General features: G+C 72.3%; 7 protein-coding genes. 5 read left to right on the forward strand and 2 right to left on the reverse strand.

Annotated elements, in window-relative coordinates; translation table 11 throughout:
* Positions 1 to 74 precede the first annotated feature (74 nt).
* Positions 75 to 1,436 (forward strand): type I glutamate--ammonia ligase, encoded by a 1,362-nt coding sequence (glnA, locus tag ACWDCZ_RS06590; protein ID WP_049652796.1) that lies wholly within the window; start codon positions 75 to 77, stop codon positions 1,434 to 1,436.
* A gap of 182 nt (positions 1,437 to 1,618) precedes the next feature.
* Positions 1,619 to 3,043: a hypothetical protein gene (locus tag ACWDCZ_RS06595; RefSeq protein WP_449815375.1), complete on the forward strand. Its 1,425-nt coding sequence runs from the start codon at positions 1,619 to 1,621 to the stop codon at positions 3,041 to 3,043.
* On the opposite strand, the gene ACWDCZ_RS06600 is transcribed toward ACWDCZ_RS06595, so the two are convergent.
* On the reverse strand, positions 3,010 to 4,218 hold the full coding sequence (locus ACWDCZ_RS06600; RefSeq protein WP_449815376.1) for an acyltransferase family protein: 1,209 nt from the start codon (positions 4,216 to 4,218) through the stop codon (positions 3,010 to 3,012). The genes ACWDCZ_RS06595 and ACWDCZ_RS06600 overlap by 34 nt on opposite strands.
* Positions 4,219 to 4,402: 184 nt before the next feature.
* Between ACWDCZ_RS06600 and ACWDCZ_RS06605 the strand changes: the two genes are divergently transcribed.
* The gene (locus ACWDCZ_RS06605) at positions 4,403 to 7,429 is read left to right on the forward strand and encodes a bifunctional [glutamine synthetase] adenylyltransferase/[glutamine synthetase]-adenylyl-L-tyrosine phosphorylase (RefSeq protein WP_074000859.1); all 3,027 of its coding nucleotides are present in this window, start codon (positions 4,403 to 4,405) and stop codon (positions 7,427 to 7,429) included.
* A 76-nt stretch (positions 7,430 to 7,505) separates the two neighbouring features.
* Here ACWDCZ_RS06605 and ACWDCZ_RS06610 read toward each other — a convergent pair whose 3' ends face one another.
* Positions 7,506 to 8,474, reverse strand: a complete 969-nt coding sequence (locus ACWDCZ_RS06610; protein ID WP_416873412.1) for a phosphatase PAP2 family protein — start codon at positions 8,472 to 8,474, stop codon at positions 7,506 to 7,508.
* A gap of 318 nt (positions 8,475 to 8,792) precedes the next feature.
* On the opposite strand from ACWDCZ_RS06610, the gene pulA reads away from it, so the two are divergent.
* Positions 8,793 to 14,327, forward strand: a complete 5,535-nt coding sequence (gene pulA, locus ACWDCZ_RS06615; protein WP_449815377.1) for a pullulanase-type alpha-1,6-glucosidase — start codon at positions 8,793 to 8,795, stop codon at positions 14,325 to 14,327.
* Between the two features lie 629 nt (positions 14,328 to 14,956).
* Positions 14,957 to 17,007: M4 family metallopeptidase (locus ACWDCZ_RS06620; protein WP_449815378.1), on the forward strand; the 2,051-nt coding region annotated here is incomplete at its 3' end.

Consider the following 17,007-nt stretch of genomic DNA (forward strand, 5'->3'; position numbering starts at 1 on the left):
AACCGCTTTACGAGGTCTTTCCACGGCCTCCGGGGCGTAACACGAGCGTAAAGAGCAGAGGTGAGACTGTCCCCATGGGCAAGCAGCAGCAGTTCGTGCTTCGGACGCTCGAAGAGCGTGACATCCGGTTCGTCCGGCTGTGGTTCACCGACGTGCTCGGCTTCCTGAAGTCGGTCGCGGTGGCGCCGGCCGAGCTGGAGCAGGCCTTCGAGGAGGGCATCGGGTTCGACGGCTCGGCGATCGAGGGGTTCGCCCGGGTGTACGAGTCCGACATGATCGCCAAGCCGGATCCGACCACCTTCCAGATCCTGCCGTGGCGCTCGGAGACCCCGGGCACCGCCCGGATGTTCTGCGACATCCTGATGCCGGACGGCTCGCCCTCCTTCGCCGACCCCCGGTTCGTGCTCAAGCGCACCCTGGAGAAGGCCTCCGAGCAGGGCTTCACCTTCTACACACACCCGGAGATCGAGTTCTTCCTGCTGAAGAACCTGCCCGGCGACGGCACCCCGCCGATCCCCGCCGACCAGTCCGGCTACTTCGACCACACCCCGCGCGGGGTGGGCCACGACTTCCGCCGCCAGGCGATCACCATGCTGGAGTCGATGGGCATCTCGGTCGAGTTCTCGCACCACGAGGGCGCCCCCGGCCAGCAGGAGATCGACCTGCGCTACGCCGACGCGCTCTCCACCGCCGACAACATCATGACCTTCCGGCTGGTCATGAAGGAGGTCGCGCTGGAGCAGGGCGTGCACGCGAGCTTCATGCCCAAGCCGTTCTCCGAGCACCCCGGCAGCGGCATGCACACCCACGTCTCGCTGTTCGAGGGCGACCGCAACGCCTTCCACGAGTCCGGTGCCGAGTACCAGCTCTCCAAGGTCGGCCGGTCCTTCATCGCCGGTCTGCTGAAGCACGCCGCCGAGACGGCCGCCGTCACCAACCAGTGGGTGAACTCCTACAAGCGGATCTGGGGCGGCTCCCAGCGCACCGCCGGGGCCGGCGGCGAGGCGCCCTCGTACATCTGCTGGGGCCACAACAACCGCTCGGCGCTGATCCGGGTGCCGATGTACAAGCCGGGCAAGCAGGGCTCCACCCGGATCGAGGTCCGCTCCCTGGACACCGGCTGCAACCCGTACCTCGCCTACGCCGTCACCCTCGCGGCCGGCCTGAAGGGCATCGAGGAGGGCTACGAGCTCCCGCCCGGCGCCGACGACGACGTGTGGGCGCTGACCGACTCCGAGCGCCGTGCCCTCGGCATCCAGCCGATGCCGCAGAACCTCGGCGAGGCCATCGACCTGATGCAGCGCAGCGAACTCGTCGCCGAGACCCTCGGCGAGCACGTCTTCGACTTCTTCCTGCGCAACAAGCACAAGGAGTGGGAGGAGTACCGCTCCGAGGTCACCCCGTTCGAGCTGCGGAAGAACCTCCAGGTGCTGTGAGCGGCTGACGGCCGCTCAAACCGTTTCCGGCCCGCTGTCGCCCGAAGGGACGACGGCGGGCCGTCCTATGGAGTGGATCTGCGACGGATCGCCGGTCGCGGTGGCGGAATGTGAAGCTTGTATGACCGGGTGTCATGGTCCGATGGGGCCTGAATGTCCGTTTCATCCTGAAAGAGGATCACATGACCTCCTCCGTCAGTCGCGCCGCCGCCACCCGACTGCTCGTCCGCCGGACCTGCGTCGTGGGTGCCGCCGTGGCCGCCGTCGCGGGCCAGCTGCTGGCCGTCCCGACCGTCGCCGACGCCCGCGGTTCGGGTACGGGCACCGGTGCGAACGCGGGTGCGCAGTACCCGCAGAGCTCGCAGAACTCGCAGAACTCGCAGGCCCCACAGAGCTCGCAGAACTCGCAGAGCCCGCAGAGCTCGCAGCTCCCGCAGCTCCCGCTGCACCCGAAGAACCCGCTGGAGCTGCTGCAGTCGTTGCAGTCGAAGAACCCGCTCCAGTCGTTCCAGGCGCTGCAGGCGCCGCAGCCGCACCGCCCGCAGCAGCGGGCCACCACGATCGCCGAGAACCAGCTGCCGTTCACCACCCGCTTCGAGGGCGACTTCCACGGCTCCATCACCCGGATCAGCAACTCGCTGATGACCTGCGACGAGACGAAGGCGCCGCTCGACCCGGAGCAGCCGCCCTGCGAGGACGCCCGCAAGGGCCTCGGCTCCCGGCCGATCAACAACAAGTACGAGATGAAGTACATCAACATCGACCCGGGCTCGGTCGGCCCGCTCGGCGACGGGATCTACTCCGCCAGCTCCGCCGACCTGGGCCTGATCGACGGCTCCCGGGTCAAGTACGCCCGGCTGTACTGGGGCGGCACCCGCGGCATCGACGACGTCGTGCTGCCGGAGAACCAGATCGACGAGGTGTACCTGAAGGTCCCGGGCGAGGGCCAGTACCGCAACATCGCCAACGACCAGCCCTCGATCGGCTACATCACCACCGACGTGGAGAGCAGCTACCAGGCCTCCGCCGACATCACCGACCTGGTCCGGCAGGCCGGCAACGGCACCTACACCGTCGCCAACATGGACTCGGTGGTGAAGCCGCACAGCTGGGGCGGCTGGACGATCGTGGTCGCGTACGAGAACGACTGCAAGCCGTACCGGCACATCCACCTGTGGGACGGCTTCCGGGTCGAGCTGCCGGACAGCCCGCCGCGCGAGTTCGACCTCACCGGGCTCCGGACCCCCGCCGCCGGCCCGGTCGCGGGCAAGCTCGGCTTCGTGGTCTACGACGGCGACCTCAAGTGGACCGGCGACACCCTCGCCATCAAGTCCACCAACGGCCCGCAGGCGCTCTTCTCGGACCTCAACCACGCCTCCAACGACGCGTTCAACTCCACCATCGAGGAGCTGACCCCGGCCGACCAGTTCATCCGCACCCCGTACAACCGCAACAACTTCGGCTACGACTCCAACCGTTGGGACATCTCGCCGTTCCTGCGCAACGGCGACACCGACATCAAGGTGCTGTTCGACACCGACAAGGACGGCTACGACCTGGGCGTCTTCTACGCCTACGTCAACCTGGACGGCTCCACCGAGGGCTGATCCGCCGAGGGCTGATCCACCGTCCGGCCACGGCGCCGCTGCCGCACCACCCGCACCGCGCGGGGCGGCAGCGGCGCCGCCGCGTCCTGGCCCCGCGGGGCGCCGCGCAGCAGCCGCTCGCAGGGGCGTTCCACCCAGCGGTACAGGGCCCCCGCGGCCACCAGCGAGCCGCCCGCCAGCAGCAGCCAGACGCCGAGCGTCGCGGCCCCCGGCGCCGGGCGGTCCTGGACGGCCAGCCAGCAGCGGACGCCGATCTCGTGCACCAGGTACCAGGCGTACGACCACTCGCCGAGCCGTACGGCCGTCCGGCCCGCCAGCAGCCGGGGCGGGGCCCCGCAGGCGTCCCGCCGGGCGGCGGCCGCCAGCAGGGCGGCGAACAGCGGTGCGGACAGCAACTGGGAGGCGCTGTACGGGCCGTACCAGGAGGAGTCCGGGACGGCGGCGTGCCAGGGGACCAGCAGGACGTGGAAGAGCAGCACGGCGGCGGCCGCCGGGAGGAGCCCCGGCCGCAGGAGGCGCACCCGGGGGAGCACGCCGTGCCGCACGGCCAGGCCGGTGACCACGCCCAGGACGAACTGCGGGGTCCGGGCCGGCGGCAGGTAGTCCAGCAGCCAGCCGCGCACCGTCGGGTCGGCGGGCAGCACGGCACCGGCCGCCCACAGCACCGGGCCGAGCACGGCGCACAGGGCCGCGAGCGGCAGCCAGGCGCGCCGGCGCGGGGCCAGCAGGCGCAGCAGCGGCGGGAACAGCAGGTAGAACCAGGCCTCGGCGCCCAGCGACCAGGAGGCCGGGTTGCCGCCGTACAGGGTGGGCAGCGTCCACGGGTGCACCAGCGCCAGCGACCAGAGCGCCGCCGCCACCGGCAGCACCGCGCCGATCGCCGCGTCCGCGCCCAGGGACAGCGCGGTGGTCAGCACGTGCAACGGCCAGATCCGGGCGAACCGGCGGCGGGCGAAGACCCACGGCCGGGCGGGCGAGGCCCCGTACGTCCAGGCCAGCACGAAACCGGAGAGCACGAAGAAGAACGTCACGCCCGAACGGCCGTACCAGGCGAGCGGGCTGAGCAGCGGCACCTCGCCCACCTTGCGGGAGAGGTGGTAGAGCACCACCAGCAGGGCGGCCCAGAAGCGCAGCCCGGTGAGCGAGGGCAGGCGGCTGGGGCCGGTCGTGGGCATCGGCGCTCCGGGGGCGGGGGGACGGGGGCGGCGCCCGGGTGAACGAGCACGGCGGGGCCGAGGTCACGCCGACGGCGGCGGGCGGTCGCGTCCGGCGACCGGGTGCCGGGGCGCGTAACCTGCTAGGGCCCGGACGGACCTGCCAGGCCCGGACGGGCCCCTGGGCGGACGGATGGAGGGGCCGATGGCGGTGGAGGAGCAGCGGGCCGGGAGCCGGGTCAGCCGGCCGGAGAACCGGCTGGTCCGGCGCGGGTTCACCGACCCGGCGCGGGCGGTGCGGCTGTTGGAGGGCCCCGGGCTGGAGGGCCTGGCCGACGACCCCGTGCTGCTGGACGCGCTCGGCGCCACCGCCGACCCCGACCTCGCGCTGCTCGGCCTGTCCCGGCTGCTGGAGGCCGCCGACGCGGCCGACCGGCACACCCTGCGCGACACCCTCACCACCTCCAAGCCGCTGCGCGACCGGCTGCTCGGCGTGCTCGGCGTCTCCACCGCGCTCGGCGACCACCTGGCCCGGCACCCGCACGACTGGCACGTGCTGGTCACCTTCGAACTGCGCGACATGCACCCCGGCCCGGAGGACTTCCGCCGCTCCCTCGCCGAGGGCGTCCGGGACGACACCCTCGGCCCCGCGAACGCGCTGCGCGTCGCCTACCGCCGCTGCCTGCTCGCCATCGCCGCCCGCGACCTCACCGGCACCACCGACCTCGCGCAGACCGCCGCCGAACTCGCCGACCTGGCCGGCGCCACCCTCCAGACCGCCCTGGACCTCGCCGCCGAGCAGGACCCGGAGGCGGCCGCGGCCTGCCGGCTCGCCGTGATCGGCATGGGCAAGTGCGGCGGCCGCGAGCTCAACTACGTCTCGGACGTGGACGTGGTCTTCGTCGCCGAGCCGCGCGAGGGCGTGGACGAGCACGAGGCGCTCAAGGCCGCCACCCGGCTGGCCGCCGCCCTCACCCGGCTGTGCGCGGACACCACCGGCGAGGGCACCATCTGGCCGGTGGACGCCAACCTGCGCCCCGAGGGCCGCAACGGCCCGCTGGTGCGCACCCTGGCCAGCCACCTCGCCTACTACCAGCGCTGGGCCAAGACCTGGGAGTTCCAGGCGCTGCTCAAGGCCCGCCCGGTCGCCGGGGACGCGGAGCTCGGCGCCGCGTACGTGGCGGCGCTCGCCCCGATGGTCTGGCAGGCCGCCGCCCGGGAGAACTTCGTCGCCGACGTGCAGCAGATGCGTCGCCGGGTGATCGACTCCATCCCGGCCACCGAGCTGGACCGCCAGCTCAAGCTCGGCCCGGGCGGGCTGCGCGACGTCGAGTTCTCCGTCCAGCTGCTCCAACTGGTGCACGGCCGCACCGACCCGGCGCTGCGCAGCGGCAACACCCTGGAGGCGCTGGCCGCGCTCTCCCGGGGCGGCTACGTCGGCCGGGCGGACGCCGCCTCGCTGGACGCCGCGTACCGCTTCCTGCGCTCGCTGGAGCACCGCATCCAGCTGTACCGGCTGCGCCGCACCCACCTGATGCCCACCGGGGCCGAGGACCTGCGCCGGCTGGCCCGCTCACTGGCGGCGCTGATCAACGACGACACCCGCGCCGACCCGGTGGCCGCGCTGCAGCGCGAGTGGAAGCGGCACGCGATGGAGGTCCGGCGGCTGCACGAGAAGCTGTTCTACCGGCCGCTGCTCGACGCCGTCGCCGAACTGCCGCCGGGCGCCACCGGGCTCAGCCCGGAGGCGGCCCGGGCCCGGCTGGAGGCGCTGGGCTACGCGGACCCGGCCGCCGCGCTGCGGCACCTCAGCGCGCTCGCCTCCGGGGTGAGCCGCAAGGCGGCGATCCAGCGCACCCTGCTGCCGGTGCTGCTCGGCTGGTTCGCCGAGTCCGCGGACCCGGACGCCGGGCTGCTCAACTTCCGCCAGGTCTCCGACGCGCTCGGCCGCACCCCCTGGTACCTGCGGCTGCTGCGCGACGAGAGCGCCGCCGCCGAACAGCTGGCCCGGGTGCTGTCGGCCGGTCGGCTCGCCCCCGACCTGCTGCTGCGCGCCCCCGAGGCGGTGGCCATGCTGGGCGACCCGCACGGCCTGGAACCACGCGGCCGGGCGGCGCTGCAGTCGGAGATACTGGCCGCCGTCGGCCGGGCCGGGTCCACCCACGCCGCGGTGGCCGCCGCCCGCTCGGTGCGCCGCCGCGAGCTGTTCCGCACCGCCGCCGCGGACGTGCTCGGGCGGCTCGGGGAGGACCCGGCCGAGGCGCTGGACACCGCCGGGGAGGCGCTCACCGCGCTCAACGCCGCCACCCTGGGCGGCGCGCTGCGCGCCTGCGTGGCCGGCTGGGAGGCCGAGCACGGGGACCTGCCGACCCGGATCGCGGTGATCGCGATGGGCCGCTTCGGCGGCCACGAACTGGGCTACGGCTCGGACGCGGACGTGCTCTTCGTCCACGAGCCGCTGCTCGGCTCGCTGGAGGAGGCGGCCGCCCGGGCCGCCCAGGCGGTCTGCCACGAGCTGCGCGCCCAGCTGGGCGCGCCGTCCACCGAGCCGCCGCTGCTGGTCGACGCCGACCTGCGACCGGAGGGCCGCAGCGGCCCGCTGGTGCGCACCCTCGCCTCGTACGCGGCGTACTACCGGCGCTGGTCGCACGCCTGGGAGAGCCAGGCGCTGCTGCGGGCCGAACCGGTGGCCGGGGACGAGGAGCTGGGCGCGCGCTTCCGGCAGCTGATCGACCCGCTGCGCTACCCCGGCGGCGGGGTGCCGGAGCGGGACCTGGTGGAGATCCGCCGGATCAAGGCGCGGATCGAGGCCGAGCGGCTGCCGCGCGGGGCCGACCCGACCACCCACACCAAGATCGGCCGGGGCGGGCTGGCGGACGTCGAGTGGACGGTGCAGCTGCTGCAGCTCCGGCACGGGTACGAGCTGCCGGCCCTGCGCACCACCCGGACCAGGGCGGCGCTGGCCGCGGCCGCGGAGGCCGGGCTGGTCGAGCCGGAGGACGCCGAGGTGCTGGACACGGCCTGGGTGCTGGCCTCCCGGGTGCGGGCGGCGGTGATGCTGGTGCGCGGGCGGCCCGGGGACAGCTTCCCGGGGGAGGCCCGGGAGCTGGCCGGGGTGGCCCGCTACCTCGGGTACGGCTCCGGGCACAGCGGCGAGCTGCTGGACGACTACCGGCGGACCACCCGGCGGGCCCGGGCGGTGGTGGACCGGCTGTTCTACGGCGCCGACTGACCGGGGCCGCGCACGGGGACGGCCCGCCCCGGGTACGCGAAAGGGGCCCCGGTCGGGGCCCCTTCGAAGACGGGCGCTAGCGGCGCGCGCTGCTGACCGCGGGCTCGCTCCACTGCTCCGGGACGGTGATCGGCCGGTCGGCCGGCGTCTCCCGGGCGGGCACCTTCGGCAGCCGGTAGACCCACTCGTGGTACATCCAGCGGGCGGTGAGGAAGCCCACCATCAGGCAGAGCTCGCCGCCGACGGCGTCCATCCAGAAGTGGTTGGCGGTGGAGACGATCACCACCAGGGTGGCGGCCGGGTACATCAGGCCGAGCACCCTGACCCAGGTGCGGCGGGCCAGGAAGAAGATCGCCAGGCCGCACCACATCGACCAGCCGATGTGCATCGAGGGCATGGCCGCGTACTGGTTGGAGACGTGCGCGGCGGGCCCGGAGGCCATCGAGCCCCAGGTGCCGTGGACCTTCACGGTGTCGATGAAGCCGCCGTCGGTCATCAGCCGGGGCGGGGCCAGCGGGAAGAAGTAGAAGCCGACCAGGGCGATCCCGGTGGTCACGAACAGCACTGTGCGGGCCGCGACGTAGCGCCCGGGGTGGCTGCGGTAGAGCCAGACCAGCACGCCTATCGTGATCACGAAGTGCAGGGTCGCGTAGTAGTAGTTCATCCCCGTGATGAGCCACCCGACGCTGTCCACGGCGTGGTTGATCGAGCGCTCGACGGCGATGCCGAGGTGGTTCTCCAGGTCCCAGATCCAGCTCGCGTGCTTCTGGGCTATCGCTTCCTGTTCGGGAACCGCGTTGCGCACGATCGAGTAGACCCAGTAGCTGATCCCGATCAGCGCCAGCTCGAACCAGATCCGCGGCCTGGCCGGTGAGCGGCGCTGGGCGCTGATGCGGCTGCGCAGGGCGGCGGTACGGGACTGGGCGGCACGGGTGGCTCCATCGGGCAGGCGGCCGGGGACGGCCTTCGCTGCTTCGGAACCGCCACCGCTGGCCGCGTCGGCGCGCCGGGCGTCGCCTCGCTGGATCTCGGTCGGTTCCCCCATGGACGGCAAGTCTGCCAGACCGCTCGTAGCCGTCTGCTCATCCTCTGGAAGTGGATTCTTCACCGGCTGTCCCCCTTGAGGGGTAGGGGCCGGCGCCCACCGGGGTAGGGGGTGCTCGGGGGTTGGGTGCATACCGGTGGGACGGACATACGTCCCATTGTCACGCGCGTCGCTCCAGGGGAGTAATCGGGGTGGTCGGAGACGGTCCTCCAGCTGGAACTTCCGGCGACGAAACGATTTCTGCATCTTGCTGAAACATATTGCAGGCCGCTAGCTTCCTGGGAAATCGATCGCCCCTTCCCCCTAAGGGAGCCCTCAGTGGCCGATGCCCCGCTCCGCCCCCGACGGAGCACTGCCGAACGAACCCCTGGCCGCCGCAGACCCCCGGGCCGCACGGCCGTCCTGCTGGCCGCGGCCCTGACCGCCGCCACCCTCGGCGGCGCCCCCGCGGCCCTCGCCGCCGCCCCGCCTGCCCCGCCCTCGGACGCCGCGCTGGCGGCCACCGCCGGGCGGCACGACCTCACCCGGGAGCAGTTCTACTTCGTCCTGCCCGACCGCTTCGCCAACGGCGACACCGCCAACGACGCCGGAGGCATCACCGGGGGGCGGCTGGAGAACGGCTTCGACCCCGCGGACAAGGGCTTCTACCACGGCGGCGACCTGGCCGGGCTGATCCAGCGGCTCGACTACGTCCAGGACCTCGGCACCACCGCGATCTGGCTGGCCCCGATCTTCAAGAACAAGCCGGTGCAGGGCAGCGGGGCCGACGCCTCGGCCGGGTACCACGGCTACTGGATCACCGACTTCACCCAGGTCGACCCGCACTTCGGCACCAACGAGCAGCTCAAGGAGCTGATAGCCAAGGCGCACGCCCGCGGCATCAAGGTCTTCTTCGACGTCATCACCAACCACACCGCCGACGTCATCGACTACGCCGAGAAGCAGTACGGCTACCGCTCCGCCGGCGCCTACCCGACGCTCGACGCGGACGGGAACCCGGTGGACGAGACCGCCGTCGCCGACGCGGGCGCCCCCTGGCCGCGGACCACCAAGGACTCCTTCCCCTACACCCCGGTCTTCCGCACCCCGGCAGACGCCGCGGCCAAGACCCCGTCCTGGCTCAACGACCCGGCGCTCTACCACAACCGGGGCGACTCGACCTTCGTCGGCGAGTCCGCCACCGAGGGCGACTTCAGCGGCCTGGACGACCTCGACACCCAGAACCCCAAGGTGGTGAAGGGCTTCGAGAAGGTCTACCAGCAGTGGGTCAAGGACGCCGGCGTGGACGGCTTCCGGATCGACACCGTCAAGCACGTCAACATGGCGTTCTGGCAGCAGTGGGCCCCCGCGCTCAAGGACTTCGCCGCCAAGCAGGGCAACAAGAAGTTCTTCATGTTCGGCGAGGTCTACTCCGGCGACCCGGCGGTCACCTCGCCGTACGTCACCAAGGGCAGGCTCCAGGCCACCCTGGACTTCCCGTTCCAGGGCGCGGCCCGCTCCTACGTCTCGCAGGGCGGCTCGGCGCGCGGCCTCGCCGACGTCTACGCCCAGGACTACCGCTACACCAGCGCCGACACCGACGCGTACGAGCTGCCCACCTTCCTCGGCAACCACGACATGGGCCGCTTCGGCTCCTTCCTGCTCGCCGACAACCCGGGCGCCGACGACGCCACCCTGCTCAGGAAGGACCGGCTCGGCAACGAGCTGCAGTTCCTCACCCGCGGCCAGCCCGTCGTCTACTACGGCGACGAGCAGGGCTTCACCGGCGCGGGCGGCGACAAGGACGCCCGGCAGGACCTGTTCGCCTCGAAGACGGCCTCCTACAACGGCGACCGGGTGCTCGGCGGCCCCTCCGGCCCGGCCGACCGGTACGGGCAGGGCGGCGAGCTCTACCAGGGCATCGCCGGACTGGCCAAGCTGCGCCGCGACAACCCGGCTCTGGCCGACGGCGCCCAGATCGAGCGGTACGCCGCCGACGGCGCCGGCGTGTACGCCTTCTCCCGGATCGACGCCGGGCAGCAGGTCGAGTACCTGGTCGCGGTCAACAACGCCGCCGAGGCGAAGACCGTCACCCTGGACACCTTCTCGGCGGGGATGGGCTTCGACCCGGTCTACCCGGCGGCGGGCGCCCGCGTCACCAGCGGCGCCGACCGCAAGGTGACGGTCACCGTGCCCGCGCTGTCCTCGCTCGTCCTCAAGGCGGGCGGCCGGCTCGCGCCGGTGGCCGCCGCGCCGCAGCTCTCGGTGCAGCCGCCCGCGGACGGCTCGACCGGGCTCGTCACGGTCGGCGCCACCACGGACGGCGGCTTCAACCGGGTGAGCTTCGCCGCCCAGATCGGCAACGGGCCCTGGCAGACCCTGGGCACCGCCGACAACGGCGGGTACAAGGTCACCCAGGACCTGGCCGCCGTCGCCCCCGGCACGGTGGTCCGCTACAAGGCCGTCGTCCGGGACTCCAGCGGCCACCTGCGCTCCGCCACCGCGAGCTTCACCACCGGCACCCCCGCGCCCAAGTCCGCGCCCACCGCCGGCTCCCGCCCGTACGCCGTCGTCCACTACAACCGGCCGGACGGCGACTACGACGGCTGGAACCTCTACGCCTGGGGCGACCTCGCCGACGGCGAGGCCACCCCGTGGCCGGCCGGGCACGCCTTCACCGGGCGGGACGCGTACGGCGCCTTCGCGTACGTGAAGCTCAAGCCCGGCGCCTCGGACGTCGGCTTCATCGTGGAGAAGGACGGCGTCAAGGACGTCGACGCCGACCGGCACCTCGACGTCGGCAGCACCGGCGAGGTGTGGCTGAAGCAGGGGGACGCGACCGTCCGCACGGCGAACCCGGGACCGCCGGCTGGGTCGACCGGTCCTGGCCAGCCGGCGAACACCGCCGTCATCCACTACAACCGGGCCGACGGCGACTACGACGGCTGGGGCCTGCACGACTGGACCGGCGCCGCCACCCCGACCGACTGGGGCAAGCCGCTGACCCCGGCCCGCCGCGACGCCTTCGGCGCCGTCTTCGAGGTGCCGCTCGCCCCCGGGGCGACCAGCCTCAGCTACATCCTGCACAAGGGCAACGACAAGGACCTGCCCGCCGACCAGTCGCTGGACCTCGCCGTCAACGGCAGGGAGGTCTGGGTGCTCGGCGGCCGCGAGGGCTACCTGCTGCCGCAGAACCCGGCCGCCTCCTCGCAGATCGACCTCACCGGCGCCAAGGCCCAGTGGATCGACGCGAGGACCGTCGTCGTCCCGGCGAACTACGGCGCGGGCGACGAGGCCCTGGCCGGCGGCACCAGCGCCCAGCTGGTCTACGACCCCGAGGGCGGCATCCGGGCCGACAAGGGCGCGCTGACCAAGCCCGGCAAGTGGCTGCGGCTCACCCCGGCCAAGGGCGGGCTGACCGACGCGCAGAAGGCCGAGTACCCGCACCTGGCGGGCTACCGGGCCTTCACCGTGGACCCCAGGGACGCCGCCCGCGTCCCGGCCGCACTCCGCGGCCAGCTGCTGTTCACCGAACACCTGCCCAGCGGCGCCGTCCTGGCCGGCACCGGGGTGCAGACCCCGGGCGTGCTGGACGACCTGTACGCCGGGCGGACCGGCAAGGTCGACTTCGGCCCGGCCTACTACAACGGCAAGGTGGCGTTGTCGCTCTGGGCACCGACCGCGCAGGAGGTCTCCGTCCAGGTCTTCGACAGCGCCACCGGGGGCACCCCGAAGACGCTGCCGCTGAAGCTCGACGACGAGACCGGCGTCTGGGAAGTCGTCCGCGACAAGGGCGAGTTGGACGGCAGGTACTACCTGTACCAGGTGAAGGTCTGGGCGCCGTCCACCCAGCAGCTGGTGGTCAACACCGTCACCGACCCGTACTCGGTGGCGCTGTCCACCGACTCCCGGCGCAGCCTGGTCGCCGACCTCGACGCCAAGGCGCTCAAGCCCGCGGGCTGGGACGACCACGCTCGCCCGCAGGCCGTCCCGCCCGCGCAGCAGCAGATCCAGGAACTGCACGTCCGGGACTTCTCGGTGGAGGACCCCACCGTCCCGGCCGCCGAGCGCGGCACCTACCTGGCGTTCACCGAGTCGGACTCGGCCGGCATGCGGCACCTGCGGGACCTGGTCAAGGCCGGGGTGACCACGGTCCACCTGCTGCCGACCTTCGACATCGCCACCGTCCGGGAGAACCGGGCCGACCAGAAGCTGCCGGCCTGCGACCTCAAGTCCCTTCCGGCGGACGGCCCGAAGCAGCAGGAGTGCGTGGCGGCCGTGGCCGCCGACGACGCGTACAACTGGGGCTACGACCCGCTGCACTACAACGTGCCGGAGGGCTCGTACGCCACCGACCCGAACGGGGTCGCCCGCACGGTGCAGTTCCGGCAGATGGTGCAGGCGATGCACGCGGCCGGGCTGCGGGTGGTGCTCGACGTGGTCTACAACCACACCGCCGCCAGCGGCCAGGCCGAGCACTCGGTGCTGGACAAGGTGGTTCCCGGCTACTACCAGCGGCTGGACGCCGACGGCAAGGTGACGGCGGACAGTTGCTGCGCCGACACCGCGCCCGAGCACGCCATGATGAACCGGCTGGTGGTCGACTCGGTGACGCTGTGGGCCCGCGAGTACAAGGTGGACGGCTTCCGCTTCGACCTGATGGGCCTGGACCCGAAGTCCACCATGCTGGACGTGCAGGCCGCGCTGCGGAAGATGACGCCGGACTCGGACGGCGTGGACGGGAAGAACGTGTTCCTCTACGGCGAGGGCTGGAACTTCGGCGCCGTCGCGAACAACGCCCGGTTCGAGCAGGCCACCCAGCAGAACATGGCCGGCACCGGCATCGCCACCTTCGACGACCGGATCCGGGACGCCGCCCGCGGCGGCAACTTCATGCTGAACTCCGCCCCGCAGCAGGGCTTCGCCTCGGGCCTGTACACCGACCCGAACGGCTCGGCCGCGAACGGCACCCCGGAGGAGCAGAAGGCCCGGCTGCTGCACCAGATGGACCAGCTGAAGGTCGGGCTGACCGGCAACCTGGCCGGCTACTCCTTCACCGACAGCTCCGGAAAGCCCGTCACCGGCGCCCAGGTCGACTACAACGGCGCCCCGACCGGGTACGCGGCCAAGCCCGGCGAGGCGGTGGAGTACGTGGACGCCCACGACAACACCGACCTCTTCGACGCGCTCGCGTACAAGCTGCCGACCGGAACCGCGCCCGCCGACCGGGCCCGGATGCAGGCGCTCGGGCTCTCGCTGACCGCGCTCACCCAGGGCGCGGGCTTCGCCCAGGCCGGCAGCGACCTGCTGCGCTCCAAGTCGCTCGACTCCAACTCCTACGACTCGGGGGACTGGTTCAACGCGATCCACTGGGACCCGGCCCAGGGCAACGGCTGGGGCCGCGGCCTGCCGATGGCGAAGGACAACCAGGAGCAGTGGCCGGCCGCCCGGTCCCTGCTGGCGAACCCGGAGCTGACCGTCGGCGCGGCCGACATCCGGTCGGCCTCGGCGCAGTACCAGGAGTTCCTGCGGATCAAGCAGTCCTCGCCGCTGTTCTCGCTGCCGAGCCTGGCCGCCGTCCAGCAGCGGCTCTCCTACCCGCTCTCCGGCACCGCCGGCGAGACGCCCGGGGTGATCACCCTGCACCTGGACGGCACCGGGCTGCCGGGGGCGGAGAAGGGCGTCACGGTGGTCTTCAACGCGACGCCCACGGCGCAGGCGCAGACCGTGCCGGCGCTGAAGGGCACCGGCCAGGCGCTGCACCCCGTCCAGGCGGGCGGGGCGGACCGGGTGGTGCAGCGGTCCGGCTTCGACGCCGCGACCGGTACCTTCACCGTGCCGGGCCGCACCGTGGCGGTGTTCGTCCAGCGCTGACCCGCCGTCGCCGACCGGTCGGCACCGGTTCGTTCCGGCGCCGACCCGTCCGACACTGATTCGTACACCCCGACAACTCCCGGGCCCCGTACCACTGTTCAGGTGGTGCGGGGCCCGTTCGCGGGCGGCGGGGGCACGGTTGCGTTCCGGACGCGCGATGGCCGGAAACCGTTGATGGCACGGCCGGAACTGTGACGTGCCGGGTCTGCCGGGCGCTGTCGGCCACCCGCCGGGGCCGGAACCGGCCCTGAGTGCTGGTCACCGACTGCCGGTGGTGATCGAACTTTGTCCGGGGCCATGAAAACCGTGTTCACGAGTTCGTCGTGGGGTAACACAACTGACGGAGCGCCCTCCATACGGTTTCGGTAATGAATCGGCCAATCCGTGGCATGCATCTGTCATTAACGGCTCGTTTGCTGCCACGATTCCCCCGGCTGTAGACGAGGGGACCCCACCCCCCGGTGCAGCTGTTCCAGTTCAGGTGCAGCGCGTCCGACCCTGCAACGAGTTGTGAGCACCGCATCCGCACTCCCGTCGCACCCGGCGGGGGCCCCCACTGCGCCGCGACCCCGCGGCTCAGGTTTCTCTCCACCGTGCGCGACCCAGCGCCGGTCGGAAAAGGAGTCCGCATGTCCCGTTACGCTCACGCACGGAAGGCGGCGGTTGTCATGGCCGCCTCCACCGCGCTGCTGGTCACCGGCATACCGGTGATCGCCCAGGCGGCCACGCCGGACGCGCCGGCCGCCGTCGCGGCCCAGCAGGCGAACCGCGCCCAGCTGATCTCCGCCGCGAACCAGCAGACCACCAGCCTCGCCCAGAGCCTCGGGCTGAGCGGTGAGGAGAAGCTGGTCACCAAGGACGTCTTCCAGGACGCGGACGGCACCCGCCACCTGCGGTACGAGCGCACCCTCAACGGACTGCCCGTCCTGGGTGGGGACCTGGTGGTGCACCAGGCGCCCACCGGTGCGACCAAGAGCGTTGACCGGGCCAGCACCGCCCCGCTGAGCGGTGTCAGCACCACGCCGAAGCTGGCCGCTCCGGCCGCGCAGACCGCCGCGCTCGCCGCCGAGCAGGGCACCGCGGTCGACACCGCGCCGCGCCTGGTGGTCTGGGCCGCGGACAACAGCCCCCGGCTGGCCTGGGAGACCGTCGTCTCCTCGACCAAGTCCGACGGCACCCCGAGCAAGATGCACGTCGTCACCGACGCCACCAGCGGCCAGGTCATCCAGCAGTGGGACGGCATCGAGACCGGCTCCGGCAAGGGCGTCTTCGTCGGCAACGTCACCATCGGCACCACCCAGTCGGGTTCGTCGTACCAGCTGAAGGACGGCACCCGCGGTGGGATGTACACCACCAACCTGAACCACGGGACCTCGGGCACCGGCACGCTGTACAGCAAGTCCACCGACACCTGGGGCGACGGCACCGTCAACAACGGCGAGTCCGCCGCGGTCGACGCCCACTACGGCGTCGCGGCCACCTGGGACTACTACAAGAACACCTTCGGCCGCAACGGCATCCGCAACGACGGTGTCGGCGCCTACAGCCGCGTCCACTACGGCAACAACTACGTGAACGCGTTCTGGGACGACTCCTGCTTCTGCATGACGTACGGCGACGGCAGCAACAACACCGCGCCGCTGACCGAGCTGGACGTCGCGGGCCACGAGATGAGCCACGGCGTCACCGCGGCCACCGCCAACCTGACCTACTCCGGCGAGTCCGGCGGCCTCAACGAGGCCACCTCGGACATCTTCGGCACGATGGTCGAGTTCTACGCCAACATCCCGACCGACAACCCCGACTACCTGATCGGTGAGTTGATCAACATCAACGGGGACGGCACCCCGCTGCGCTACATGGACAAGCCGTCCAAGGACGGTGCCTCGGCCGACTACTGGTCCTCCACCGTCGGCAACAAGGACGTCCACTACTCGTCCGGCGTCGCCAACCACTTCTTCTACCTGCTGTCCGAGGGCAGCGGCGCGAAGACCATCAACGGCGTCAACTACGACTCGCCGACCCAGGGCAACATCGCGGTCACCGGCATCGGCCGGGACAAGGCGGCGGCCGTCTGGTACCGCGCGCTGACCACCTACATGACCTCCAGCACCAACTACGCCGCGGCGCGCACCGCGACGGAGAAGGCGGCCACCGACCTGTACGGGGCCGGCAGCGCCGAGCTGGCCGCGGTCGGCACCGCCTGGGCGGGCGTCAACGTCGGCACGGCGCCCAACCCGGGCGGCGTCACCGTCACCAACCCGGGCAACCAGTCCACCGCCGTCGGCGGCGCGGTCAACCTGGCGATCAAGGCCACCGGTGGCACCGCCCCGCTGACCTACTCGGCCACCGGCCTGCCCACCGGCCTGTCGATCAACGCCTCCACCGGCGCGATCACCGGCACCGCCTCCACCGCGGGCACCTACAACGTGACCGTCACGGCGAAGGACTCGGCCGGCAAGACCGGTACGACCAGCTTCACCTGGACCGTCTCCACCGGTGGCGGCGGCTGCACCCCGGCCCAGCTGCTGGGCAACGAGGGCTTCGAGTCGGGCACGGCCACGCCGTGGACCGCGTCGAGCGGTGTGGTGGACAGCAGCGCCTCGCAGGCGGCCCACAGCGGCTCCTGGAAGGCGTGGCTGAACGGCTACGGCTCCACCCACTCGGACTCGCTGTCGCA

It is taken from the genome of Kitasatospora sp. NPDC001225, from assembly GCF_053597855.1.